The 24,190-nt window shown below is 73.3% G+C and carries 26 protein-coding genes and 1 tRNA gene; 4 read left to right on the top strand and 23 right to left on the bottom strand.

What is annotated here, in order from left to right; all coding sequences use genetic code 11:
* Positions 1 to 6: 6 nt before the first annotated feature.
* The gene (locus tag ACIGFK_RS02190) at positions 7 to 924 is read right to left on the bottom strand and encodes a LysR family transcriptional regulator ArgP (RefSeq protein WP_376658627.1); all 918 of its coding nucleotides are present in this window, start codon (positions 922 to 924) and stop codon (positions 7 to 9) included.
* Between the two features lie 69 nt (positions 925 to 993).
* On the opposite strand from ACIGFK_RS02190, the gene ACIGFK_RS02195 reads away from it, so the two are divergent.
* Together ACIGFK_RS02195 and ACIGFK_RS02200 are read left to right on the top strand one after the other, a co-directional pair.
* A complete protein-coding gene (locus ACIGFK_RS02195) occupies positions 994 to 1,617 on the top strand; it encodes a LysE/ArgO family amino acid transporter (protein ID WP_376658602.1) in 624 nt (207 codons plus the stop codon).
* Between the two features lie 141 nt (positions 1,618 to 1,758).
* Positions 1,759 to 2,817 (top strand): NUDIX domain-containing protein, encoded by a 1,059-nt coding sequence (locus ACIGFK_RS02200; protein WP_400050164.1) that lies wholly within the window; start codon positions 1,759 to 1,761, stop codon positions 2,815 to 2,817.
* Here ACIGFK_RS02200 and ACIGFK_RS02205 read toward each other — a convergent pair.
* From ACIGFK_RS02205 to ACIGFK_RS02250, 10 genes are all read right to left on the bottom strand, one after another.
* Positions 2,814 to 4,004, bottom strand: coding sequence for a low temperature requirement protein A (locus tag ACIGFK_RS02205; protein WP_376658604.1), 1,191 nt, complete (start codon positions 4,002 to 4,004; stop codon positions 2,814 to 2,816). The two genes, ACIGFK_RS02200 and ACIGFK_RS02205, sit on opposite strands and share 4 nt — an antisense overlap.
* Before the next feature lie 139 nt (positions 4,005 to 4,143).
* Positions 4,144 to 5,619, bottom strand: a complete 1,476-nt coding sequence (locus tag ACIGFK_RS02210; RefSeq protein ID WP_400050165.1) for a sialidase family protein — start codon at positions 5,617 to 5,619, stop codon at positions 4,144 to 4,146.
* 344 nt (positions 5,620 to 5,963) lie between these two features.
* The gene (locus tag ACIGFK_RS02215; protein WP_376658606.1) at positions 5,964 to 6,170 is read right to left on the bottom strand and encodes a hypothetical protein; all 207 of its coding nucleotides are present in this window, start codon (positions 6,168 to 6,170) and stop codon (positions 5,964 to 5,966) included.
* A 134-nt stretch (positions 6,171 to 6,304) separates the two neighbouring features.
* Entirely contained in the window at positions 6,305 to 6,580 is a 276-nt protein-coding gene (locus ACIGFK_RS02220; RefSeq protein ID WP_376658607.1) for a hypothetical protein, read from the bottom strand.
* Positions 6,581 to 6,672: 92 nt separating this feature from the next.
* Positions 6,673 to 6,945 carry a hypothetical protein gene (locus ACIGFK_RS02225; protein WP_376658608.1) on the bottom strand — a complete coding sequence of 91 codons (273 nt, stop codon included), beginning with the start codon at positions 6,943 to 6,945 and terminating at the stop codon, positions 6,673 to 6,675.
* 400 nt (positions 6,946 to 7,345) lie between these two features.
* The gene (locus ACIGFK_RS02230) at positions 7,346 to 7,477 is read right to left on the bottom strand and encodes a hypothetical protein (protein ID WP_386463142.1); all 132 of its coding nucleotides are present in this window, start codon (positions 7,475 to 7,477) and stop codon (positions 7,346 to 7,348) included.
* Positions 7,474 to 9,447: an acetoacetate--CoA ligase gene (locus ACIGFK_RS02235; RefSeq protein ID WP_376658609.1), complete on the bottom strand. Its 1,974-nt coding sequence runs from the start codon at positions 9,445 to 9,447 to the stop codon at positions 7,474 to 7,476. The genes ACIGFK_RS02230 and ACIGFK_RS02235 overlap by 4 nt, the downstream gene beginning before the upstream one ends.
* Positions 9,444 to 11,075, bottom strand: coding sequence for a bifunctional 3-(3-hydroxy-phenyl)propionate/3-hydroxycinnamic acid hydroxylase (locus ACIGFK_RS02240; protein ID WP_400050166.1), 1,632 nt, complete (start codon positions 11,073 to 11,075; stop codon positions 9,444 to 9,446). The genes ACIGFK_RS02235 and ACIGFK_RS02240 overlap by 4 nt, the downstream gene beginning before the upstream one ends.
* Positions 11,076 to 11,094: 19 nt before the next feature.
* Positions 11,095 to 12,072: a fumarylacetoacetate hydrolase family protein gene (locus ACIGFK_RS02245; protein WP_400050167.1), complete on the bottom strand. Its 978-nt coding sequence runs from the start codon at positions 12,070 to 12,072 to the stop codon at positions 11,095 to 11,097.
* Between the two features lie 28 nt (positions 12,073 to 12,100).
* Positions 12,101 to 13,255 carry a VOC family protein gene (locus tag ACIGFK_RS02250; protein ID WP_400050168.1) on the bottom strand — a complete coding sequence of 385 codons (1,155 nt, stop codon included), beginning with the start codon at positions 13,253 to 13,255 and terminating at the stop codon, positions 12,101 to 12,103.
* A gap of 135 nt (positions 13,256 to 13,390) precedes the next feature.
* On the opposite strand from ACIGFK_RS02250, the gene ACIGFK_RS02255 reads away from it, so the two are divergent.
* A complete protein-coding gene (locus ACIGFK_RS02255; protein ID WP_400050169.1) occupies positions 13,391 to 14,026 on the top strand; it encodes a TetR/AcrR family transcriptional regulator in 636 nt (211 codons plus the stop codon).
* 23 nt (positions 14,027 to 14,049) lie between these two features.
* On the opposite strand, the gene ACIGFK_RS02260 is transcribed toward ACIGFK_RS02255, so the two are convergent.
* Positions 14,050 to 14,259 carry a hypothetical protein gene (locus ACIGFK_RS02260; RefSeq protein WP_400050170.1) on the bottom strand — a complete coding sequence of 70 codons (210 nt, stop codon included), beginning with the start codon at positions 14,257 to 14,259 and terminating at the stop codon, positions 14,050 to 14,052.
* A 143-nt stretch (positions 14,260 to 14,402) separates the two neighbouring features.
* On the opposite strand from ACIGFK_RS02260, the gene ACIGFK_RS02265 reads away from it, so the two are divergent.
* On the top strand, positions 14,403 to 14,930 hold the full coding sequence (locus tag ACIGFK_RS02265; protein ID WP_400050171.1) for a tyrosine-type recombinase/integrase: 528 nt from the start codon (positions 14,403 to 14,405) through the stop codon (positions 14,928 to 14,930).
* 29 nt (positions 14,931 to 14,959) lie between these two features.
* On the opposite strand, the gene ACIGFK_RS02270 is transcribed toward ACIGFK_RS02265, so the two are convergent.
* From ACIGFK_RS02270 to ACIGFK_RS02320, 11 genes are all read right to left on the bottom strand, one after another.
* Positions 14,960 to 15,036, bottom strand: a tRNA-Pro gene (locus ACIGFK_RS02270).
* A 94-nt stretch (positions 15,037 to 15,130) separates the two neighbouring features.
* A complete protein-coding gene (locus ACIGFK_RS02275) occupies positions 15,131 to 15,496 on the bottom strand; it encodes an MmcQ/YjbR family DNA-binding protein (protein WP_376658616.1) in 366 nt (121 codons plus the stop codon).
* Positions 15,497 to 15,580: 84 nt separating this feature from the next.
* Positions 15,581 to 16,126 carry a GAF domain-containing protein gene (locus ACIGFK_RS02280; protein ID WP_376658617.1) on the bottom strand — a complete coding sequence of 182 codons (546 nt, stop codon included), beginning with the start codon at positions 16,124 to 16,126 and terminating at the stop codon, positions 15,581 to 15,583.
* A complete protein-coding gene (locus tag ACIGFK_RS02285) occupies positions 16,123 to 16,725 on the bottom strand; it encodes an ATP/GTP-binding protein (RefSeq protein ID WP_376658618.1) in 603 nt (200 codons plus the stop codon). Before ACIGFK_RS02285 ends, ACIGFK_RS02280 begins: the two co-directional genes overlap by 4 nt.
* A complete protein-coding gene (locus ACIGFK_RS02290; RefSeq protein WP_386463120.1) occupies positions 16,703 to 17,200 on the bottom strand; it encodes a DUF742 domain-containing protein in 498 nt (165 codons plus the stop codon). The genes ACIGFK_RS02285 and ACIGFK_RS02290 overlap by 23 nt, the downstream gene beginning before the upstream one ends.
* Complete coding sequence (locus tag ACIGFK_RS02295) at positions 17,197 to 17,631, bottom strand: roadblock/LC7 domain-containing protein (protein ID WP_376658628.1); 435 nt, start codon at positions 17,629 to 17,631, stop codon at positions 17,197 to 17,199. Before ACIGFK_RS02295 ends, ACIGFK_RS02290 begins: the two co-directional genes overlap by 4 nt.
* 29 nt (positions 17,632 to 17,660) lie before the next feature.
* Positions 17,661 to 19,469 (bottom strand): sensor histidine kinase, encoded by a 1,809-nt coding sequence (locus ACIGFK_RS02300; RefSeq protein WP_400050172.1) that lies wholly within the window; start codon positions 19,467 to 19,469, stop codon positions 17,661 to 17,663.
* 260 nt (positions 19,470 to 19,729) lie between these two features.
* A complete protein-coding gene (locus ACIGFK_RS02305) occupies positions 19,730 to 20,707 on the bottom strand; it encodes a hypothetical protein (RefSeq protein WP_400050173.1) in 978 nt (325 codons plus the stop codon).
* Positions 20,708 to 20,893: 186 nt separating this feature from the next.
* Positions 20,894 to 22,090 (bottom strand): MBL fold metallo-hydrolase, encoded by a 1,197-nt coding sequence (locus tag ACIGFK_RS02310; RefSeq protein WP_400050174.1) that lies wholly within the window; start codon positions 22,088 to 22,090, stop codon positions 20,894 to 20,896.
* A 152-nt stretch (positions 22,091 to 22,242) separates the two neighbouring features.
* Positions 22,243 to 23,028: an SGNH/GDSL hydrolase family protein gene (locus ACIGFK_RS02315; RefSeq protein WP_376658623.1), complete on the bottom strand. Its 786-nt coding sequence runs from the start codon at positions 23,026 to 23,028 to the stop codon at positions 22,243 to 22,245.
* 163 nt (positions 23,029 to 23,191) lie between these two features.
* Entirely contained in the window at positions 23,192 to 24,190 is a 999-nt protein-coding gene (locus ACIGFK_RS02320) for a LysM peptidoglycan-binding domain-containing M23 family metallopeptidase (protein WP_400050176.1), read from the bottom strand.

Here is a 24,190-nt window from a genome sequence, read left to right on the forward strand (position 1 = left end):
CGCAGCCTACGGCCCGCTCCGCGGCGGACGGCGCAGGGCCTCACGGGCCGCCGCCGCGACCACCTCGGCCACCGCCGACAGCGCCGGGGAGTCGAGCTTCCACTGCTGCCAGTACAGCGGCACGTCCATCGGCCGACGCGGCGCCAGCAGCACCAGCCCACCCTCCCGTACCAGCGGCCCCGACTGCTGCTCCGGCACCAGACCCCAGCCGAGCCCGGCGACCACCGCGTCGCGGAACCCCTCCGAGGTCGGGATGTAGTGCCGCACCGCCCCCGCACCGGCCGCAGGATCCCCCGTCAGCTCCCGCACGAACGCGTCCTGGAGGTCGTCCTTGCGGTCGAACACGATGGTCGGCGCCTCGAGCAGGTCCCGCTCCGGCGCCCCCGTCAGGTACCGGGCGGCGAAGCCGGGGCTCGCCACCGGCAGGTACCGCGCCAGCCCCAGCAGCCGGGAGGCGCACCCGGCCACCGGGTCGGGCGAGGAGGTCACGGCCGCCATCACCTGCCCCTCCCGCAGCAGTTCCGTCGTGTGCGCCTCGTCCTCGCGGTGCAGCTCGACGCAGACGGGCGGGTCCTGCGGCAGCCGCGCCAGCGCCGGCAGGAACCAGGTCGCCAGCGAGTCCGCGTTCACCGCGATCGGCAGCCGCACCGGGCCCGTCCCGTCGGCCATGCCCAGCTCGGCCCGCGCGTCCCGCTCCAGGCGGGCCAGCTGGCGGGCGAAGCGGACCACCACCTCCCCGGACGCGGTGGCCCGCACCGGCTTCGTACGCATCAGCAGGACCCGCCCGGTGCGCTGCTCCAGGGCCTTGACCCGCTGGCTGACCGCGGACGGCGTCACGTGCAGAGCCGCGGCGGCGGCGTCGAAGGTGCCCTCGTCCACGACCGCGAGCAGGGTCCGCACCTGGTCCAGGGGAAGCTCTTCCATCACGAGCGCTAATGGTACGTAAAAATCTTTAGCTGTACTGAACGAAACCCACTGCCTACCGTCAAGGGCATGACACACGGCATCATCACGGCGGCCCTCGCCGGTTTCGGCACCGGCCTCTCCCTCATCGTCGCCATCGGCGCGCAGAACGCCTTCGTCCTCCGCCAGGGCGCGCGTCGCCACGCGGTCCTCGCCGTGGTCGCCATCTGCGCCGTCTCCGACGCGGTGCTCATCGCCCTCGGCGTGGCCGGGGTCGGCGCCTTCGTCACCGCCTGGCCGGCCGCCCTGACGGCCGTCGGCATCGCCGGCGGCGGGTTCCTGATCTGCTACGGGATCCTCGCGGCCCGCCGCGTGCTCCGGCCCGCCCCGGGCGCCGCACTCACCACGGAGGGCTCCGCCGCCTCCGGCCGCCGGGCCGCCGTGCTGACCTGCCTGGCCATGACCTGGCTCAACCCGCACGTCTACCTGGACACCGTCCTGCTGCTCGGCTCCCTCGCCGCCGACCGCGGCGACCTGCGCTGGGCCTTCGGCATCGGGGCGGGCCTGGCCAGCCTGACCTGGTTCTCCACCCTGGGCTACGGGGCCCGGCTGCTGAGCGGCCTGCTCTCCCGCCCCTCGGCCTGGCGGGTGCTGGACGGCCTCGTCGCCGCGACGATGGTCACCATGGGCGGCCTGCTCCTGGCCCGCGCCTGACGCCCGCGCGGCGCGCGGCGGCGCCCGGCCGGCACCCTGCCTACGCCCCCGTGATGCGTTGCCGGTGTCCGCGTGGCGCCCGGCCCGGCCCGCCGGACCGCGCCGCCGCGCGTGGCATAGTGCGGTGGACCGACCCCGTCCGTGGAGCTGGAGCCCGCCGTGCCCGAACGCCCCTCCCCCGACGAGGTGCGCGCGTACTACGCCGCCCAGCCGGCCCCGCTCGTGGCCGCCACCGGGATCGTCCTGGACACCCGCGGCCGGGTCCTCGTACTGACCACCTCCTACAAGCCCGAACTCGAACTGCCCGGCGGCACCGTCGAGGACACCGAGACCCCGGAGCAGGGCCTGGCCCGCGAGCTGAAGGAGGAACTGGACCTCCTCGCGCCCGTCGGGCGGCTGCTGGCCGTGGACTCCCGGCCGCCCGGTGCGCTCGGCCGCTCCCTCATCGTCCACGTCCACCTCGTGGGACCGCTGACCGCCGAGCAGGCCTCGGCGCTCTCCTTCCCCGACGGCGAGATCACCGAGGCCCGCTGGATGCTGCCCGAGGAGGCCTGCGCGGCCCTCCCGGCCCGCATCGCGCCCCGGCTGCGCGCCGGCCTGGCCGCCCTGCACGCCGGGTCCTTCGCCCACCTCGTGGACGGCGTGCCCCAGCCCGGCTCACCCGCCGGCCTCGACCCGGCCCGCCGGGCGGCCCTCGGCCACGCGGGCGCCCTCGACGCCGCCGACCACCGGGCCAACCGCCCCAAGGCCCTGACGGCGGCGAGCGTGCTCTTCACCGACGCCGAGGACCGGATCCTGCTGGTACGCCCCGCCTACGGCAGCACCCTCAGCTGGCACCTCCCCGGCGGCGGCGTCGACAGCGACCTGGGCGAAACCCCGCGCGCCGCCGCCCGCCGCGAGGTCCGGGAGGAACTCGGCCTCGACCTCCCGCCGGGCCGCCTGCTGGCCGTGAACTGGTCTCACAAACCGGGCCGTCCCGCCCGCATCCGCTTCCTCTACGACGGCGGCGTCCTCGACGCCCCGACCCTGGCGCGGATCCGGCTGGACCCCGCCGAACTCCTCGCGTGGCGCACCGTCCCCCGGCCCGGACTCCGCGACCTGGTCAAGGGCGCCCTGCGCCGCCAGATCGAAGCCTCCCTCTCCGCCCGCACCACCGGCACGGGCCCCCTGGAACTCCACGCGGGCCGCCCTGCGGACTAGTCCGTCCCCGACTGCGCCAGTGTGCGGCGGCGCAGTACGTGCCGGGCGTACAGGAGGTGGGCGATCGCCTCCGCGGCCAGGAGCAGGACGACCTGCCACGGGGTGAGGACCCGGGCGGCCCACACCACGAGGAGGGGGACGGCGATGCCCGGGACCGCCCAGACCGCGACCGAGGCGAGCGGGCGGTGGAAGCGGAGGGCGATCGCGGCGTGGGCCGAGTGGTAGAGGGCCAGGCCGCCGGCGAGCGCCCAGACGGCGCCGGTCGGCAGGTGGGCGTGGTCGGCCTCGTCGACGGCGGTGGCCAGCCCTCCGGCGATCGCGAGCACCCCCGCGGTCACGAAGAAGTGCAGGAATCCCGCGACGTCGCGGGCGAGCAGGTACGCGTCGCGGCCCCGTGCTGCGCCGAGGATCAGCTCCGCCGAGGTGGAACCGAAGTCGAAGTACGACCACCACAGCGCGGCGAGCAGTACGAAGCCGATGACGCCGACCGCTCCCGCCCGCAGCGTCCACGCGCGGTCCGCGGACGTCACGAGCCCGATCACGGATTCGCCGAGCACGATGATGACGAACAGGCCGACCCGCTCGACGATGTGCCCGGTGTCCAGTCGGCCCGGCACGCCCCTGCCCCGCGCGCTGAGCAGCAGTACCATCTCGGCGGCGATCAGCACGGCCCACACGGCGTACTGCCAGGGCGCCGGCACGAGGGCCGACCCCGCCCACAGCAGGCCCGAGGCGAGGCAGTAGCTCAGCGGCCGCCAGCGGGGTACGCGATCGGGTTCGGGGAAGCGGGTGGCGGGCCACCAGAGCCCGAGGAGGACCAGCCGGGTCCCGGCGTAGCCGAGGGCGTAGACGGATCCCCGATCGGTGTCCGCCTCGGGGACGGCGGCGGCCATCACCGCGATGCAGAGCATCGCGAAGAGCATCAGCAGCCGGCGCCGCGGGCCGTTGTCGGCGAAGAGGTTCGAGGACACCGTGACGTTGGCCCACAGCCACCAGGGCGGGAAGTAGAGCGCCAGGAAGACCGCGAAGTCGCGCAGCCCGGGGTCGCCGTGCAGCCCGTGCGCCACCTGGGCGGCGACCGCGACGAAGACGAGGTCGAAGAAGAGTTCCAGCCAGTCGGCGTGCCGGCTCGTGTGCGCCGCCGCGGGCGGCACGGGTGCGCCCGACTCCGGCCGAGGTGTGCTCATGGGTCCGCCCGCATCCGTACGGCCGCACCTGCGGCCTGCCGCCTGGCTCCTGCCTTTTCGTAGCAGACCACGCCCGCCGCCGGCACGCCTGCCGGGCACGGGGGAAGGGGAAGGGGAAGGGGAAAGGCTCTCCGGACGGTCACCGGGTGCGGAAGGTGCCGGTGTACACGTCCGTACGGTTCTGCGGTGCGTCGGAGTGGGTCTCGGTGAGCACCGCCCGTACCCCCTTGCCGTCGGCCACCAGGCCCTGGTAGTCGCCCAGGAAGTAGCCCCCGGCGAACGGCGCCTGCAGCCAGTCGAAGACCCGCGAGATCCGCCGTTCGGTCCGGAGCTCCGGGTCCCCGTGCGGGAGCGTGGCCAACTGGTAGGCGGTCGGCAGGGTGGTGGTGTCGCCCGGCTCGAGGTGGCGCAGGTCGTTGTAGGTGATCGCCACCGTGCCCCGCTCGTCGACGGCGATCGACGGCGAGAAGGCCGGCACGTCTTCCGGACTGATCAGCTCGGGGCTCCCCCAGGTGCGTCCGCCGTCGGTGGAGCGGACGAGCTGGACGGCGTCGAACCTGCCGCCGGAGAAGTCCGAGCCCTCGTACGCCATGTACAGCGTGCCCGTCCTGGGGTCGATGGCCGGGCTCGGCAGGGTCGCCGCGGAGCGCAGCAGCTTGGAGGGGTCGTTCGGGTCGACCTCCGGGACGGAGGTGTCCCGGGCCACGACGACCGGGGCGCTCCAGGTCTCTCCGGCATCGGTGGAGGTGACGACCTCGTAGCGGGCTTCGACGACGGTGCTCAGGTCCTCGGAGGCGGTGATCCGGTCGAAGAAGTCGTACAGGGTGCCGGTGCACGGGTCGACGACGATCAGGTGGCCGATGGTCTGGGTGTTGGGCACGGAACTCGTGTCGACGAACGGCCTGGCCCTGCTCCAGGTGCGGCCGCCGTCCCGGGTGAGGGAGATGTAGCCGGGACCGTCGAGGGAGCTGGGGCCGGGCGGGTCGTTGTCGAGGCGGTCCCAGACCTGGTAGGCGGTGCCCACTCGGACCGGGTCGGCGGTGAGCGAGGGCTTGTCGTTGAAGAACGGCTGCTCGTCGACGTGGGTGGTGGTGAGGTTCTGCCAGGTACGGCCGCCGTCGCGGGAGGTGACGGCCAGCAGGGCGCTGCGCGTGCTCTTAGTGAAGTCGACGCCCTCCCCGCTCGCGTAGACGGTGCCGTCCGGTCCGGTGCTGACCCAGGGGTCGGAGGCCCGTTCGTAGTCCGCGCCACCGGGGGCGCACAGGCTGAACGGGAGCGTGCTCCCGTGGAACGTGCGGCCGTCCGTGCTCCAGGAGGCCGCGAGACCACGGGCGGCGCCGTCGTTCCAGCGGTCCTGCTGGAACACGGTGACCACGCGCTTGGAGTCGCGCGGATCGACGGACAGGTACGGCTCGACCTCGGTGCCCGGGTAGACCACGCTGTCGGGGCCCCGCGCGCCGATGGTGCAGTCCGCGTACGGGTCCCCGTGGGACACCTTGACCAGCGGTGTGCCCTCGGGGTTCCGGTCCGCCGCGGCGGACGGAGCCGCACCGGGGCCCGTGACGAGCAGGAGCGCGGCGGTCGCGACGGCGGTCAGGGGCAGGAAGACGCGCATGCGGGATCTCCTCCGGGCCTGGCGGCCGCGGTACGGGACCGCCGTCATCGAGGCGGCCCGGCCTGGGGCGCGGAGGGATTTCGGAACACGTGGGTGGGGCGACGACTCCGCTTGATCCTTTTCGGCGTCGCGACCGGCGCGCTTGATGCGCCGAACAGCGGAGTGCTCCCCTGGTCGTCGAGGAGCAGGAACAGGAACAGGAGCACGAGCAGGAGAAAGCCGACCGGCGGTGTACCGAGCCGGTCGGCTCTTCGGTCGTGCTATTCGGGCGGCGCGGACGGTCTACTCGCCGGGGCGCCGGAAGCCGTCACCCCTCATCCGACTGATCCGACTGATCCGACTGATCAAGTGATCGCCTGCGAGCTCCCGTCAGGCAGCACGCAGGAGTAGCCGGCGTAGGGGCGCGCAACGATCTGCCCGCCGGCGGCCGTGCACTCGTCCCTGCTGATGTCCGGAGACGAGGCGGCCTGGGCACTGACGGCGCCGATGGCGCTCATGCCGGCAAGGGTTGCCGCGGCCAGGGCGAGGCCCAGGATCCTTCGCAGGCGCATGACTTCCTCCTCCTCTCGGGCGCCTCCGTTCGGCCCTCGGGAAGGACAAGTCTCAGGACGACGGCGCCCTCCTCTCCAGCATGGGCGCTCCGCACGGGCCCCGCGAGGCGAGGCCGTTCACGGCGACCGGTCCTCTAGCGCGGTTCGTACGCCGCCGCACGGCAGGCACCGTTGGCGGCACCGCCCGCCACACCGGCCGCGGTCAGCCCGGACACACAACTCTGCAGGTCTCCGACCACGCCACGGCTGCAGGCGGCCGCAGCGGCGTCGGAGTCGGTGGCACCGGCCTGTGTGGCCATCTGCGTGCAGGCGGGTATGTCCGCCCGGACCGTGGGGGCGGCGAGGACCGCACCGCCGAGGGTGAGGGCCAGTGTGGTGAGGACACCGGCTGTACGTGTGGGACTGCGCATGGGAGCCACCTGCTCTCCGGACGTGCACTGGGGACGGAAACCGAACTGGACCGAAAGGGACCGAAGGAGACCGAACAGACTGGACCCGACCGCTAGTTGGGGGCCACCCGGCAGGCGGTCACCGCCGTCCCGTTGGTCACACCGCCCCCGGTCAGACCGGACACGCACCGCGCGTGGTCGCCGGTCAGGCCGACGTGGCACGCCGTGCGGACGTAGTCCGGGGCCTCGCCGCCCCGCAGCTCGCGCTCGACCACGTTGATGCAGGCCGTGACGTCGGCGTGGGCGGCGGGCGCGATGAAGGCCGTGCCGCCGAGGGCGAGGGTCAGGCCGGTGAGGACACCGGCGATACGGGTCGACGTGCGCATGGGACGCACCTGCCTTCCGGGTTGCTCGCGCGGCCCTGGTCCCGGCGGGCCGGATCCGCGCGGTGACACCGGCCGGCGACGCTCGGGTGAGTGGTGACCCAGGCCGAAGGAGGCGGCCCGGACCGAATGGGACGCACTCGGACCTCCACTCGCGGGCCCCCACTCCAGCGTCCCACCCTCTCCCCCGCCCGTCCTGGGCACCGGAGATCGGTCGCACTGAGCAACCCCACCTGTACAGGTGCCTACAGGTGCTTCTCCCCGGCGCGGGTGAACCGTTGGCCACGGGGGCCGCGGTCATCAGCAGCGCCGGCCCGATCGCGGCGGCCGTCCCGAGGGGGGTGGAAGCCAGTCCGGGTACCAGTCCGAGGGCTCCGGCCACTTCCAGGGCGCCGACGACGCGTCAAAGGCCCGGCGGCATGCCGAGGTGTGCTGCCGCCTGGCGCGTGAACGGCACTGCGGCGATCTTGGCCGCTCCCCGTGGCAGAGGGACCAGGGTCAGGATGACGGCGAGGGTGATCTGCGCGGCTGTCATGTCGACCGGCCCCGGCGTTCGGCACCCAGGCGGGCAAAGTAGTCGATGAGGTCGGGGGCGTCCACGGCTGCCGGGTTGACGACCTGCTCGACCGGGGCGCCCTGAAGGAGGCGTTTGACGGGGACTTCGAGTTTCTTGCCGGTGCGGGTGTGCGGGATGCCGGGGACTTCGAGGATCTCGTCGGGGACGTGGCGGGGTGAGGCGCCGGTCCGGATCGCCTCCTTGATCTTCTCGCGGAGCGGGTCGTCCAGGGTCGCGTCGGCGGCGACGACCACGAACAGCGGCATCCAGTAGCCGCCGTCGGGTTCTTCCGCGCCGATGACGAGGGCCTCGGTGATCTCGGGGAGGCGTTCGACGACGTCGTGGATGTCGGCGCTGCCCAGGCGTACTCCGTTGCGGTTCAGGGTGCTGTCGGAGCGGCCGTGGACGATCACGGAGCCGTGTCCGGTGACCGTGATCCAGTCGCCGTGCCGCCAGACGCCGGGGTGGGAGGAGAAGTAGGCGTCGCGGTAGCGGGTGCCGTCGGGGTCGTTCCAGAAGTACAGCGGCATGGACGGCATCGGGCGGCTGACGACCAGTTCGCCGACCTGGTCCACGACCGGGACGCCCTCGGCGCCGTACGCGGCGAGGGCCACGCCGAGGTGGGGTGCCGAGAGCTCTCCCGCCCACACCGGCGTGTTGGGGGCGCTGCCGGCGAAGCCGGAGACGACGTCCGTGCCGCCGCTGATAGAGGCGAGCAGGACGTGGTCGCCGACGTGGTGGCGGACCCAGGGGTAGGCGGAGGCGGGCAGTGCGGAGCCGGTGCAGCCGACTACGCGGATCGACGACAGGTCGTGCGCCGAGGGGTCGATGCCGTACTTGGCCATGCCCAGCAGGTACTGGGGGCTGGTGCCGAAGACGGTCACCCGGTGGCGCGCGGCCAGCTCCCACAGGACGTCGAGCTTGGCGAAGGGCGCCGGACTGCCGTCGTAGGTGCACGTGGTGGCGCCGGTGAGCAGCGTGGAGGCGACCAGGTTCCACATCATCCAGTGGGTGGTGGTGTACCACAGGAGGCGGTCGCCGGGGCCGAGGTCGGAGTGCAGTCCGAGGGTCTTGAGATGTTCGAGCAGCACGCCGCCGTGGCCGTGGACGATGCCCTTGGGCAGGCCGGTGGTGCCCGAGGAGAACACGACCCACAGCGGGTGGTCGAACGGAACCGGTGTGCAGGTGAGTTCCTCGGTGCGGGTGGCGGCGTCCTCCCACGGCACCACCCGTGACGGGTATGCGTGTGACGGCCACGGCAGGCCCACGTGGTCCACCAGCAGCGCGGCCTTCAGCGTCGGCAGCGCGCCGGCGAGTTCGAGGCCGGCCTCGCGGCGGTCGTGGGTGCTGCCGTTGAAGAGGTAGCCGTCGGCGGAGATCAGGACGGTGGGTTCGAGCTGGGCGAAGCGGTCGGCGGCGGCCTCGGGGGCGTAGTCCTGCCCGCAGACCGACCACACGGCGCCCAGGCTCGCGGCGGCGAGGAAAGCGACGATCGCGTGCGGGGTGTTGGGGAGGTAGCCCACGACCCGGTCCCCTCTACCGACGCCCAGGTCGCGCAGGGTGGCGGCAACGGAGGCCACCTGTGCCCGCAGTCGGCTGCCGGTCACCTCGTATCGGGAGCCGGTCTCGTCGAGGGCGATGATCGCCACGGTGTCGTCGGTGAGATTGCGCAGGGCGTGGTGGGTGTAGTTGAGGGTGGCGCCGGGGAACCAGCGGGCGCCCGGCATCCGCTCCTCGGCCAGCACCTGCTCGTACGGGGAGTCCGCGTCGATGTCGAAGTACTCCCAGACCGCGGCCCAGAAGCCTTCCAGGTCGGTGACCGACCAGCGGTGCAGGGCGGCGTAGTCGGTCCCGTCGAGCCCGGCGTGGCGGGCGAAGTCCATGATGCGGCTGTCGGCGACGGCCTGCGGATCGGGCGTCGTGAAGGGTTCCGGGTACGGCCTGGTCATCGTGTGGCGCTCCTCAGCAGGCTCTGCTCGACGGTCCGTGGGGAAGGGTGGGGGCTGCGCGTGGTGTGCAGGAGAGATGCCCAGGCAGCGGTGTCCGTGAAGTCGTGCCTCCCGGCCGGGACGACGTCCATGACGACGCGGTCGGGGCGCAGCAGGACGGCGTCCACCCGGCCGGCGCGCAGCCAGGCGGCGAGGGTGCCGTCGTCACGGAGGTCGGTCACGGGGATCGCCGGGACGCCGAGCCCGTGGGCGAGGGCGCGCAGCGAGGGCGAGGGTTCGGCGGCGGTCAGGACGCTGAAGGTGCCGCCGAGCAGTTCGTCGAGACGGGAGCGCCGGCCGTCGAGTCCCACCACCCAAGGTTGCGGGCAGTGGCTGCCCACGAGGCTCCTGCGCATACGCCGCCGGACGAGGGGCCCGGCGGTCAGGGGCGGGCTGAGGTCGCGGCCCGCCGCCGCGGTGAGGCCGGGTATGCGGCAGGCCGCTGCCAGGATCCTGCGGCGTAGTGCGGCGGCGCCGTCCTGGCCGCCGGTCATGGCCCAGCCCATGGCGACCGCCAGCCGGATCGCATGCCGTACGTGCGGCTTGCGCTCGCTCTCGTAGGTGTCCAGCAGCCGTTCGTCGCCGCCCCGGCCCAGGACGCGGGCCAGTTTCCAGGTGAGGTTGTGGGCATCACGCAGGCCCGAGCACAGTCCCTGCCCGATGAACGGCGGGGTGAGGTGGGCGGCGTCGCCGAGGAGGAAGATCCGTCCGCTGCGCCACCGGTCGGCCACCCGCGCCCGGAAGGTGTACTGCGTCTCCCGTACGACGTCGAAGTCCCCGTCGTACGAGGGCGACAGCCACGGGGCGATCAGTTCGCGGACCGGTTGCTGCCCGTCCTGCAGCCGGAACTCCCAGCGGTAGCGGTCCTCACCGACGCGCATGAACGTCGCCGGGCGGTGCGGGTCGCAGACCTGGTCGACGCCTTCCCAGCAGCGGACGTCGGCCTTCGTGCGGACGTCGATGACGGTCCAGCGTTCCTCGAAGCGCAGGTCCTCCCATGCGGCGCCGATCGCGTCGCGGGTGAGGCTGCCCGCGCCGTCGCAGCCGAGGACCGCCTCGGCCCACAGATGGTGCTCGCCGTCGTCGTCGCGGTAGGTCACGCGCACGGGGCCGGCCGGGTCCGGGCCGACGCCGGTGACCTCGACACCGCCCCGCAGTTCGCACTCCGGGCTGCGGGCGAGGGCGTCGCGCAGCAGTCGCTCCAGCTCGGGCTGGTCGAACATGCTGGTCTGCGGGTAGCCGTGACGGCCGTGCTCGGAGCGCCGGAACTCGGCCATGACCCGGTGGCGGGCGTCCAGCAGCCGAAGTCCGTTCGCGGGGCGGGCGATCGCGGCGAACTCCTCGCCCACGCCAGCGGCCTGGAGGATGCGGCGCACCTCGTCGTCGGCGGCGACGGCGCGCGGGAGCGGGTAGACGTCCTGGTGGCGTTCCAGGATGACGGTGCGGATACCGCGCCGGGCGAGGAGGAGCGCGGCGGTCACGCCCACCGGCCCGGCGCCGATGATCACGACGGGTGCGGGGTCTGTCTGTGCGGGCCCGGGTGCGGGAGCGGGTGTGGTGTCCCGGGGTCCGGTCTGGTCGGCGGTCATGTGCGGCTCACCTCGGGTCCTACTTCGCGTCCGTGACGGGCGTGCGCTGCTCGCCGAGTTCGATCCGCCCGTCCGCGGTCGAGATCGCCGCCGTGATCACGTCACCCGTGTGCAGGTAGTGCGGGTTACGGGCCTGGCTCTTGAAGAACGCCTTCCACTTCACGGCGGGCGGCAGCAGCGCGCCGATCTTCTCGACGGCCTTGGGCGGGGCCTTGAGGGCCGTGCCGCCGGGGGTCCCGGTGAGCAGCAGGTCGCCGGGGTCGAGGGTCTGGAAGCGGGCCAGCAAGGTCAGCGCCTGTGCCGGGCGGACGATCATGTCGGCGAGGGTGCGGTCCTGACGCAGCTCGCCGTTGACCGACAGCCGCAGCCGCAGATCGAGGAGGTGGGCGAAGTCCTCGGGCTCCAGCAGCGCCAGGTAGGGGCCGGTCGGTGTGAAGGTCGGGTAGGACTTGCTCTCGTAGAACTGCGTCTTGGTGAGCTGCACGTCACGCGCGCTGACGTCGTTCGTGATCACCAGTCCGGCGACGTACGACGGCAGGTCACGCTCCTCGACCACGGTGCCGACGGGCAGGGGTGCGCCCATGACGAGCCCGAGCTCGATCTCGTAGTCGAGGAACTTCACGTGCGACGGCCGGACGATCGCCTCGCCCGGGCCACTCACCGACCCGGACGCCTTGCGGAAGAAGGCGGGCGGGATGTCGCCGGTGAAGCCCGAGTCGCGGGCATGGCTGCGGTAGTTGACCATCTGTGCGACCACCCGGCAGGGAGTGGTCACCGGCGAGAGGGCGACCAGATCGGCGACGGGCGTGCCCGCCTCCCCGGAGAGGGCGGCCTCGCGCACGGCCGCCCGGTCGGCGATCAACTCGGCGGTGGTGGCTGCCTTGGTGTCGACGGGGACGGCCCGGTCGAATGGGGTCTCCCCCGCTCGAGCGGAGTCGAGAGCTTGGGGAAGGAGGACCCACCATCCGTCGGCGGTGCGCAGGACGTTGGTGCTCATATCAGTACCTTCGTGAGGGGGTCGGGTTTCAGGACTTGGCGGCTTTGAGCAGGCCCAGCAGGCGTGCCGGGTCCATCTCGTTGTCGCCTCGCAGGGCTTCGATGACGTCACGGACCCGCTGCGGGGAGGGGCTCGCGCCGAGGAAGTCACGGGTGGCAGGAGGTCCCCACTGGGCGAGGCCGGTGGTCGACATGGGTGCCCAGCCGGGCTCCAGGTCGCAGGAGAACAGGTCGCCGTCTGCGAAGTGCTCCAGCATGAAGCGGTCGGGGTCGCGCCAGTAGTCGAAGAGCTGGCTGCCCTGGATGTGCCGGCCGATGCCCCAGCTGCGCTGGTAGCCGCGCTCGGCCAGGTACTCGCCGCCTGCGGCGATCGAGTCGAGGTCGGTCACCTGGTAGGCGGAGTGGACGTAGCCGTTGCCCGGGCCCAGGTGCATGGCCAGCGTGTGGTGGTCAACGGCCCGGCTGCCCTGGTCACAGCGGATGAACGCCATCGTCGGGCCACGGCCGCGCCGGCCGTCCAGGAACAGGAAGTCGGAGACGATCATCCCGAGGGTGTCCAGGTACCAGTCGAGGGCGCGCCCGAACACCCGTGTCTCCAGGACCACATGCCCCAGTCGCTGGATGCGGGAGGGTTCACGCGGCGGGCGCTGGGTGACGTTCGTGCGACGGTGATCGGTGCCGAAGTTGAGCAGAAGCGGCTGCTGCTCGGGCAGCGCCGGCAGTTCCTCCGCGCAGTGCACGACCCGGACCGGGAAGCCGGAGGGGTCGAGCAGGTCGACCGCCTTGCCGCCGCCGGGCACGTCCGCGTCCCGTACGGACGTGCCCGTGGCGCGGGCCAGCCGGTCCATGTCGGCCCGCTCGGCGGCGCGGAACGCCGGGCCGATGAAACGGGAGGTCCGGCCGCGCCGGATCACCATGCACGGCGAGCCGGCGAAGGTGCCCCGCAGCCACAGCTCGCTCTCGCTCCGGGCGGCGATACCGAAGCCGAAGTCCCGGGCGAAGACCTCGGCCCGGTCCAGGTCGGGCTTCTCGAACTCCAGCCAGGCCAGGTCGGCCACCTTGATCACGGGGTTGCGGGACCGCCCGGGATGTTCGCCGCGCAGGGCTCCCTGCGCGCTGTGGAGGTCCTGATGAGCCGTCCTGACGTCCGGGACGCCGACTGCGTTGACGCGGGTTTCGGACATGGTGTCCTCCAAGCAACATTGCCGTAATGAGGAAATCATCAAGTGTGAGGGTTCTATCGTCAAGGCGTTCGCGGCAGGAGATGATGAATTCATCAGGACTGCGATCGTCATCGTCTCCACGGTTAGACTCTGGGTATGCCTACGTCAGCCCCGCCCAGCAACCGATTCGAGCGGCGTCGCGCCGAGACCCGCGGAGCTCTCGTCCGCGCGGCTCGCCAGATACTCGCCGAGACCGGGGACACCGGCGTCAGCATCCAGGTGATCGCCGAGCGCGCAGACGTCGGCTTCGGCTCGTTCTACAACCACTTCGACTCCAAGACGGAGCTGTTCGAGGCCGCGGTGCAGGACGCGCTGGAGGAGTTCGGCCAGACCTTCGACGAGCACCTGGCCGGCATCGACGACCCCGCGGAGCTCGTCGCGACGGGCTTCCGGCTCAGCGCCCGCATGGCCGAGTCGCACCCGGAGCTGATGCAGGTTCTGCGCCGTCGCGGCCTGGGCCACATCCACTCGGACAACGGCCTGGCCCGACGGGCCCGCCGGGACGTCGAGGTCGGCATGGCCTCCGGCCGTTTCACCGCCGTCGACCCGATAGTGGCCCTGTCCGCACTGGGTGGAACCCTGCTGTCCCTGGTGGAGCTGAGATTCGCCCGCCCCGACGTGGACGGCGATGACGCCGCGGTGAACCTCGCCGAGATGGTCCTGCGCATGCTGGGCGTACCACCGGACGACGCCCACGAGGTCGCCCGGCGCCCCCTCCCCGACCTCGCCTGACCGACCCCCGGCGTCCGCTCCCCCTACGCGGTGAACGACGAGCTCGGACGGAAGGTGACCGAGCGGCCGGTGAAGCGGGCGTCGATCCCGCTATCCGTGGTGGTGCCCAAGCGCAGGTGCAGCCCCTCGGGGACGTTCTCCAGCGGAATAGACCCTTCCAGGGCCTTGCCGAGCAGCGCCTTCAAGGGCGAGATCAGCTCACCTTGGACCGTACGGACGTACGTGAAGGCCATGTGGTCGTCATTCGCCGCCGAGACGGCCGCACAGTCCCGTCGCCAACCGTCTCGTCATCACCACGCCCAAGACCCGATCGAGCCGCGGCCGGGTCGCCATCGCACCCCGCGTCGCCACCACCCTCCGGCACCGTGCACTCACGATGCCCCGAACGCACGGAGATCCTGACAATCCGTTCGCCGGACTCGTCTTCTGCCGATCTGACGGTCGACCGCTCGGACCTCACCGGCTTCTGGACCGACTCCGAAGGCTCGCCGCCGAAGCCGGCGTCCCCGGGATCACGGTCCATGACCGGCGCCACCCGGCAGCCACCATCACCATCACCGCCGGCGCGCCCCTGACCGTCGTCTCCAAGACCCTGCGGCACTCCACCCCGTCGACCACCGCCAACATCTACAGCGACCTCACCCAGCAGGCGGCCCACGAAGCCGTCGACACCATCGCTCACACGCTCACCGGAGCCGAGAAGGCCAACCGCCCAACGGCCGTGCCGCGTGGCTGCGACCACCACGCGACCACATCCACCGGCTCAGTGAGCTCGTCCGCCGACTCCGCTCCACCCGCGCCGCCGGCCTTCAGCGCTACGGCCGACCGGCCACGGAGTGGACGTGCGACCACATGGCGACCACCATGGCCCCGGACGCGCGAAAGGCCGCCCTCCCATGGATGAGAGAACGGCCTCCGACCTGCGTTTCCGCATGGTCGGGACGACAGGATTTGAACCTGCGACCCCTTGACCCCCAGTCAAGTGCGCTACCAAGCTGCGCCACGTCCCGATGCCCGCTGACCTGGGGTTTCCCCCGGTTGCAGGCGCAGGAGAACAATACCGCACTTCGCAGGGTCGTCGCGCGCACCTTTCCGTGCGACCGGTCAGGCCCGGTCTTCGGCGGTCAGCTCCGGGTGGGCGGCTGCCAGCCGTTTCGGGGCGGCCTGTAGCCAGGAGTCGGTCAGGATGGCCCGGAGCTCCTCCGCGTCCTGCACCGCCGAGAGGCGGACCCGGAGCCAGGCGTAGTTGTCGTCGTGGCCCTCGCGCATGAAGAACTTCTCCGGCTCGGCCGCGATCAGCTCCGCCCGGTCCTCCTTCGGGCACTTCACCCCGATCGAGGTGTCGTCGTCGGCCAGCGATACGAAGATCTTCCCGCCCACCCGGAAGGTCGGCATGCCCCAGGCGGGTTTTTCGGTGCTGTCCGGGAGCGACAGCGCGATCATGCGGACGTCCCGCGCGGTGGTGGCCATCGTCGCGGCTCCTCTCCAGCCTCCGGCGAACCCTCGTCCCACGACCGTAGGGCCCGCCACTGACAGTCGCCCCGCCGGCGGGGTTCACGCGCCCCGGTCCTCCCTCTCGTGCAGCAGCCCGACCAGCTCGGCCGCCAGCCTCTTCGCCGTGGTCAGGCCCTCCGTGCCCCAGCGCCGCGGGACCAGGTCCACCGCGCACACCGTGCCCAGGACGATCCCGCGCCGGTCCGTCAGCGGCGCGCCCACGTACGAGCGCACCCCGCTCCCGTCCACGACCGCGTTGCCCGCGAAGCGCGCGAAGTCCCGTACGTCCTCCAGCACCAGCGCCCGCCTGCGCGCCACCACGTGCGGGCAGTAGCCGTGGTCGCGGGGCAGGACCCGGGCCGGGTAGCTGCTCGCCGGGGCGTCGGCCGCGTGGTGCATGCCGGCGAAGAACTGCCGTTCCTCGCCGATGAAGTTGACTCCCGCGTACGGCGCTTCGAGCGTGTCGGCCACGCGGCGCGCGAAGGCGTCCAGTTCGGTGTCCGTCCGCTCCCCCAGGCCCAGCTCGCGGAGCCGGACGGTGCGCGCGGGCGCCTCCCGGTCCACGGGCGTCAGCAGCAGGTGTCCGGTCGATTCGTAGTACGTCATGGCGGTCCCCCCGACTCGTTGGACAGGCACAGCAGATGGCGGACGAGGGCGGCGAGCGCGCCCGTCCCGGAACTGGTCACGCGCGCGTCGCACCGTACGACGGGCACCGCGGGCCCGAGTCCCACCGCTTCGCGCACCTCGTCGGGCGTGTAGCGGTGGCCCTCGTCGAACTCGTTCACGGCGAGGACGAAGGCGATCCCGCGACGTTCGAAGAAGTCCACGGCGGGGAAGCAGTCGGCGAGCCGCCTGGTGTCGGCGAGCACCACCGCCCCCAGCGCGCCCGCGCACAGCTCCTCCCACAGGAACCAGAAGCGGTGCTGGCCGGGGGTGCCGAACAGGTACAGGACGTGTCCCCCGTCCAGGGTGATGCGGCCGAAGTCGAGCGCGACGGTGGTCGTGGACTTGGACTCGACACCGTCCAGCGGGTCGTCGGCCGCACCGAAGTCGCTCAGCAGCTCCTCGGTGCTCAGCGGCTCGATCTCGCTCACCGCGCCCACGAAGGTGGTCTTGCCCGCGCCGAAACCGCCCGCGACCAGGACCTTCAGGGTCGCGGGGACGGCCGCCGCGGCCGCGGCGTCACAGTCGTGCACGGAGGCCATCGAGCACCGCCCTGAGCAGGTTCTGGTCGGCGGGGGCGAAGGAGCCGAACGGGTCGCCGTCTCCCTCGATGCCGGTGTCCGCCCCGGCCCCGGCCCCGACGCCGACGCCGACGCCGGGAAAGCGGGGCGCCTGCGCCACCAGGGCCCCGTGCTCCATCAGGTCGGCCAGCAGCACCTTGACCACCGCCGCGGGCAGCCGCAGCTGCCCCGCCACCTCGGCGACCGTGACCGTGGCTGCGCCCGCGCCGGCGCAGGTCCGGAGCGCGAGGGTGTGCTCGGCCCCGAGCGGGACGCGCGGCCGCACACCGGTCGCGGTCACCAGGGACAGCAGGTCGAGCGCCACGCCCGGCCGGGTGCGGCCGCCGCTGGCCGTGTACGGGCGCATCACCCGGCCCGCCGAGTCGTCGAGCCAGGGCGTGTCCCGGCAGCCGCTTCCGGTTCCGATTCCGTACGCCCCCCTGGCGCGGGCCCTCATCGCTCCGGGTCGGCGACGGGCCGCCGCGGCGGGGCCGCCAGGTACGGCCGGACGCTCTTGACCAGCATCGCCATCTCGTAGCCGAGCACACCGGCGTCGGCCTCGCGGTCGGCCAGTACGGCCAGGCAGGTGCCGGAGCCGGCCGCCGAGACGAAGACCAGCGCCGTGTCGAGCTCGACCACGACCTGCCGCACCTCCGCGCCGTCCCCGAAGCGGGCTCCGGCGCTGCGGCCGAGCGAGTACAGCCCGGAGGCGAGGGCCGCCAGGTGGTCGGCGCTGTCCGCGTCCAGGCCGTGTACGCAGGTCACGAGCCCGTCCGCGGTGAGCAGTACGGCACTGCGCGTGTACGGCACGCGCTGCACCAGGCCGCTGAGCAGCCAGTCGAGGTCCGAGAGCCTGCTGCCGGTCTTGGTCGCCGCTTCGCCGCCCATGGGGGTGTGCTCCTTGCCGCTGTGAAGGGTCATGACTGGTTCTCCGACTGCGCGAGGCCGAAGCCCCGCTGGAAGGCGGCCATCAGGCCGGGGTCGTGCACGGGCCGCTCGGCGTCGTCGGCCGGGGGACGGGGCGCGGGGGCCGTCTCCCGGAGCTGCGGCGCGAGATGCTGCTGGGCCCGCCGGCGGGGCAGCTCGGGCCGCGTCACGGCTTCCGGGTCACCTGCGGCGGGCTCGCCGACCGCCTCCGCACCGGGCCCGGTGCGCCGCACCGGCAGCGGCGGGTGCGCTGCCGGAGCATCGGTTCCGGCGGCCCCCGTGGGCGTGGCCGCCGCGGCGTCCCTGGGCCGGGGCCGGCGCACCGGGCCCCCCGGGGCCTCCGTACGCGGCGAGGGCACCACGGCCCCGCCCCCGGCCTCGGGACCGGCCCCCGGGCCGCCGCCGGGGCCGGGGCCGGAACCCAGGTCGAGGGCGGGTCCCAGGACCGGATCGGGGAGCAGGCGGGAGACGGGGTCGGGGGCGGGGGCGGGGGCAGGGGCAGGGGCCGGAACGGCGGTGGAAGGCCGCGCCGGGGACGGGGCCGGGACCCGGGCCGGTTCCAGACAGGGGGACGGGGCCGTCGTCGGGGTCGCCGCTGGTGCACCCAGGAGTTCCTTCGGCAGCACCAGCACCGCGAGCACACCGCCGTAGATGTTGGACTTCAGCTCGACCGCGATGCCGTGCCGGCGGGCCAGCGCCGAGACCACGTACAGGCCGATCCGCCCGTCGGCGAGCAGGTGCCGGACGCTGATCTGGTCGGGGTCGCCGAGCAGCGCGTTCATCCGGTGCTGCTCCTCCGCCGGCATGCCCAGCCCGCGGTCCTCCACCTCGACCGCGATCCCGGCGGTGACCCGCTCCGCCCGCACCACCACATCGGTGTCGGGCGCGGAGAACACCGTGGCGTTCTCGACCAGTTCGGCCAGCAGGTGCACCACGTCCGCGACGGCGTGGCCGCGTACGCTGCCGCCCGCCGGCGGCACCACCTTGACCCGGGTGTACTGCTCGACCTCCGCGACGGAGGAGCGCAGCACCTCGCTCAGGTCGATGGGCCGGGTCCACTGGCGGCGGGACGCGGCGCCCCCGAGCACGGCCAGGTTCTCGGCGTGGCGGCGGATGCGGGTGGCGAGGTGGTCGACGTGGAAGAGCTCCTTGAGCAGGTCCGGATCCTCGACCGTGTCCTCCAGGTCGTCCAGCAGCGAGATCTCCCGGTGCACGAGGGATTGCAGCCGGCGCGCGAGGTTGACGAAGACCTCGACCTTGCGGTCGCTGTCGGACGGAGCCACCGGTCCGGCCAGTCGTACGAGGGTCGCGTGCGCCTGCTCGCGGGCGCCGCGCAGCTCCTGGGAGAGCAGCCAGAACTCGTCGATGCCCGCAGGATCCGCGCCGAGCCGCGGCCCGGCCGCACCACCGCCACCGCGCAGCGGACGCGGCGCACTCTCACCCCGCTCCAGCCGCTCGGCCGCGGTGCCCAGCTCCTGGCGGCCGCGCACGCTGGAGCGGCGCAGCGCCTCGCACCGGTCCCGGACGGCCTTGGCGGCGCGCTGGGCCCCGAGCAGCGCCGCGGCGAGGGCGCCGAGCACCAGCAGGGCGCAGCCGCTGAGCACGGGCCACAGCCGGGCGTCCCGGTCGCCCGCTCCCCCGCCGAGCTGCAGCGTGAAGATCACCGCGGCGGTCCCGCTCAGGGCGGCGGCGAGCGTGGGCAGCACGGCGGCGCGGATCAGCTGCGGCCTTATCTGCCGGCCGGGACCGGTGGCGGCGTGTCTCGACGGGGCGTGGCGGGCTGCGCGGAGTCCGGACATCAGCGTCCTCGGTACGTGGGGCCCGGCCCCCGGCGTTCTCCCGGGGCCCGGTGTTGATCACCGGATACCCACGCTAGACCGCACCGTCCCGCCCCGGAGCGCCAGTTGGGGAACTTCGCGGGGGTGCTTCCCGCTCCCGGTGGAGCGCTCGTACGGCAGCCCGAATATGCGGGTCGCGCTCCGGGGCGGCGCCCCGGAGTCCCTGACTCCGCCCCGGAGTCCCTGACGCACCGTCGGTCTCCGGGGGCCTGTGACGGGAGCTACGGCTGCTGCCCGGTGCCCGCACCGGCGGGAGCGGAGACGAACTGCCCGGTGGCGGTCAGCGCGAGCCGTGAGAAGAGGGTGCCGGAGAAGCCGAAGAGCAGGGCGATGGCGAGGGCGATGGGCCGGTCCGGCGCGTCCCAGGAGTTGTCGAGGAAGACGTGCCCGAGGACGTTGAGCTCCGGGTCGGCGAGCATCCGTACGAGGAGGAGCCCGGCGACCGCCGCGAGCGCGCCGCCGACCGGGGCGAGGACGAGGACGCCCCAGGAGGCCGGGCGCTGCGAGCGCATCACGCTGACCACCGGGGAGAGGAAGCCGCCCAGCGCGCCGAGAGTGAGGGTGGGCCGGTGGTCGAAGGTGAGGCCGGTCAGGAGGATCACGCCGAGGCCGGTGGCCGCCAGCCACAGGGCCGTGCGCTGCTGCTCGTACTCCTGCTCGGCCTCGGTGTCCTCCCGCTCGTGGAGGTGCTCGGTGGCGGCGATCAGCAGGGCCCCGGCCTCGGGGCCGGCGGCGGCCGGTGCGGAGAGGCCGGCGGCGAGCTGTGCGTCGCCGGGGTGCGGGGAGGCGGCGAGCCGGATGCGGAGCGCGCGGAGCCGGGCGGAGTTCTCCTCCGGGGTCTGCAGGCGCAGCAGCCGGCGTTCGGCGCTGTGCAGGGCGCGCCAGGCGGCGGCGAGTTTGGACAGCGGGATCGCGACGGTCCAGGAGGTGGGCAGGAGCCGCGACGCCACCGTCCCGTTGGTCTCCAGGTCGTCGAGGCGGGCGGTGACCGCCGCTATTTCCGCGGCCCGGGCGGTGTCGTCCGGGGCGGCCGCCCCGAGGACGGAGGCGAGGGCGCGCGTGTCGCGTATGCACGTCTGGAGCTGCCGGTAGCGGGGGGCGGCTATGAGTCCCCTGCTGGTGATGAACACGATGGCCAGATAGGCGCCGCACACCACCGGCAGCGCCCAGGGCCCGCCCCCCGCCACGGCCTGCCACATGCCGAGCCCCCTCGGTGTCCGCGAACCGCGCCGGGCCGGTACGGGCCGCGGCTGGGCTCATCGTGCCGCACGGCGGTGCCCCGGCGGGGCCGGTTGCGGATTCCCGGGCCGGTTGCGGCTTCCCGGCCGGTTGCGGCTTCCCGGGCCGGTCCGGCGGAGGGGGCGTCGGCAGCGGTGCCGGCCGTGTCAGCGCTCGCCCGCGAGGTCCAGATCGCTCCGGGGAGCGGCTTCGGGAGCCGCGGCGGGCTGCACGCCGCCGTCGCGCCAGGGGTGGGCGATGGACTCGGCCACCGGCCGCCACCAGGGATCGACGGGGACGGCGCCCCCGGGCTCGAAGGGCTCGCCCGGCCTCGGGACCGCCACGGCCTGCCCGGCTCCCACGGCGGCGTCCACCGTCCACTCCCCGGGCTCGGCCCACGGGTGCAGTGCCAGGTTGAAGGTGCCCCAGTGGATCGGCAGGAACACCCCGTGCGGGGCGCCGCCCTGCAGGTCGAGGTGGGCGCGGATGCCCTCCTCGGGCGTCATGTGGATGTCGGGCCAGTACTCCGAGTACGCGCCGATCTGGATCATCGTGGCGTCGAAGGGGCCGTGTTCGGCGCCGATCTCCCGGAAGCCGGGGAAGTAGCCGGTGTCGCCGCTGTGGTAGATCCGGTGCTCGTCGCCCGCGACGACCCAGGAGGCCCACAGGGTGTGCTGCTGGTTGCGCAGGCCGCGGCCGCAGAAGTGGCGGGCGGGGGTCGCGGTGAGCGTGAGACCGGCGACCTTGGTGCTCTCGTTCCAGTCGAGCTCGCGCAGCCGGTCGGCCGGGACCCCCCAGTGCTCCAGGTGCGCGCCGACGCCCAGCGGGACCGCGAAAACCGTGTCCGTACCGGCCAGCGCCTTGATCGTCGGCAGGTCCAGGTGGTCGTAGTGGTCGTGCGAGATCACCACCACGTCGACGGTGCCCAGCGAGGCCAGCGGGACCGGTACGGGGTGCAGCCGCTTGGGACCGGCGAAGGGGAACGGGGAGCACCGCTGGCCCCACACGGGGTCGAACAGCACGCGGCGGCCGTCGATCTCCGCGAGCACGCTGGAGTGGCCCATCCAGGTCAGGCGCAGGCCGCTCACCGGCGGTTTCGCCAGCTCGGCGAGAGTGGTCGGGTAGACCGGGATCGGTGCGGCCGGAGCCCGCCGGATCCGCTGCTCGCGGTGGAAGTAGATCTTGGCGAACTCCGCCATCGACCCGGAGGGCCTGTTCCGGGCACCGACCGGATTCTGGAAGACGCCGTCGGCGAAGTTCGGCGAGCGGCGGATCCGCTCCAGCCGCGCGCCCGAGGGGTCCGCGCCGAAGGCTTCGGGCCGCAGGGCGCGCAGCCGGGGACGCAGGGGACGAGAGCCGGTCAAGGCGCCTCCAGGGACGGTGCGGTCGGTATGAGGGTGCGGTGGGGATGTTCGTCGGTCTACGAGCATCCCAACGCACACCGGCCCCGAAGGATTCCGCATCCCCCGCGCGTGTCGTCCCCCGGCGGCCCCGGGCAGTGTCCCGGCTCCCCCGTCTACAGCGGCAGCAGGTCCGGCCGCTTCGCCTCGACGTGGTCCCCGGAGGACTCGCCGCGCAGCCGGCGGCCGATCCAGGGCACCAGGTGCTCGCGCGCCCAGTGGATGTTGTCGCGGGTCACGTCGACCGAGCCGCGCGGGCGCTCCGGCGGCCAGGGCTGGTCGGGGTCGGCCGGCACGTCCAGTCCGAGCACCTGCGCGGCCCGCAGCGCGACCCGGGTGTGCCCCTCGGGCGACAGGTGCAGCCGGTCGGTGTCCCACGCCCGGCGGTCCTGTACGGACTTGAGGGACCAGAGGTCGAGCACCGGGCAGTCGTAGCGGTCGGCGATGGCGCGCACGTGGACGCTGTACGTCGCCACCTTGCCCCGCAGGTGCTTGAGGACCGGTACGCCCCGGGTGTCGAAGCCGGTGGTGATCACGACCCGGCCGACGGCTCCGGTGAGGTCGGCGACGGCCGCCTCGAACCGCTGGGCCACGTCGTCCGGGTCGGTGCCGGGGCGGATGATGTCGTTGCCGCCGGCGCAGAAGGTCACGAGGTCCGGTGCGAGCGCCTTGGCCCGCGGGACCTGGTCGGCCACGATCTGGTCGAGGAGTTTGCCGCGCACGGCCAGGTTCGCGTACCGGAATTCGCCTTCTGGATGCTGGTCGGCCAGGAGCACGGCGAGCCGGTCCGCCCAGCCGAGATAAGTGTCCCCGGGTCCCGGGTCCCCCACGCCCTCGGTGAAGCTGTCCCCGATCGCCGCGTACGAGCCGATGGTCTTGGGTTTCGTCGTCGTCGCTGCCACGAGACGACATCCTTCACTCTCGTAACCAACCTACGCCAACGTAATGAGGGGTTGACGGGCCGTGATCTTTACCACCCGGGGGATAAGGAATACGTACACGTGGGGCCGGGACCCCCCTCGGGTCCCGGCCCCACGCGTGCCTGTGCTCCGGCGGCGGCTGCCGTCAGATGCTGACGCCCTTCGAGCGGAGGTAGCCCAGCGGGTCGGTGTCGGAGCCGTAGGAGGGGCCCGTGCGGATCTCGAAGTGCAGGTGGGGGCCGGTCGAGTTGCCGGTGGAACCGGACAGGCCGATGGTCTGGCCTGCGGTGACGCTCTGGCCGACCGAGACGGACAGCGAGGAGAGGTGGCCGTACTGCGAGTACATGCCGTCCGCGTGCCGGATGACGACCTCGTTGCCGTACGCGCCGCCCCAGCCGGCGGAGACGACGGTGCCGGCTCCGACGGCCCGGACCGTGGTGCCGGAGCTCGCGATGAAGTCGACACCGGTGTGGTAGCCGGAGGACCACATGCTGCCCGCGACCTTGTACTGGGTCGAGACGCCGGTGCTGGCCAGCGGAGCCACGAAGCCGGAGGCCGAGGTCTTGGCCGCGGGGGCCTCGGCCGGGGACTCCTTCTGCGCCGGGGCGGCCTGCTCGGCCGCCTGCGGAGCGGTCCTCCGGGCCGTCTTGGGAGCGGTCTTCGGGGCGGTCTCCGGAGCCGATTCCGGAGCCGATTCCGGAGCGGTTTCCGGAGCGGTTTCCGGAGCCGCCTCCGGGACGGTTTCCGCCGGAGCCGCCTCGCCCGCACCGCCGAGGTTCAGCTTCAGGCCGGGGTGGATCAGGTCGGGGTTGCTGCCGACCGCCTCGCGGTTGTCGGCGTAGAGCTGCTGCCAGCCGCCGGACAGGTGGCTCTCGGCGGCGATCTTGGAGAGGTAGTCGCCCGGCACGACCGTGTAGACGGTCGGCGCGGCGGACTCGGCCCGGAGCGCGGCGGGGACCTGCGGGGCAGCCGCGGGGGCCACGGTGGCCGTGGCCGTCGTCGCGGCGGCCGGGGCACCGGCCGCCTGGGCGCCGGCCGCACCCATCAGCGGCAGCGCGAGGGCCGCACCACCGGTGCCGGCGACGGCGAAGCCGCGCGAAATCGAAAGGGACTTGGGGCGGCGGTGCTTACCCTTTGCAGGCAT

The sequence above is a fragment of the Streptomyces sp. NPDC085524 genome (genome assembly GCF_044541755.1).
In the GTDB taxonomy this organism is placed as follows: Bacteria; Actinomycetota; Actinomycetes; order Streptomycetales; family Streptomycetaceae; genus Streptomyces.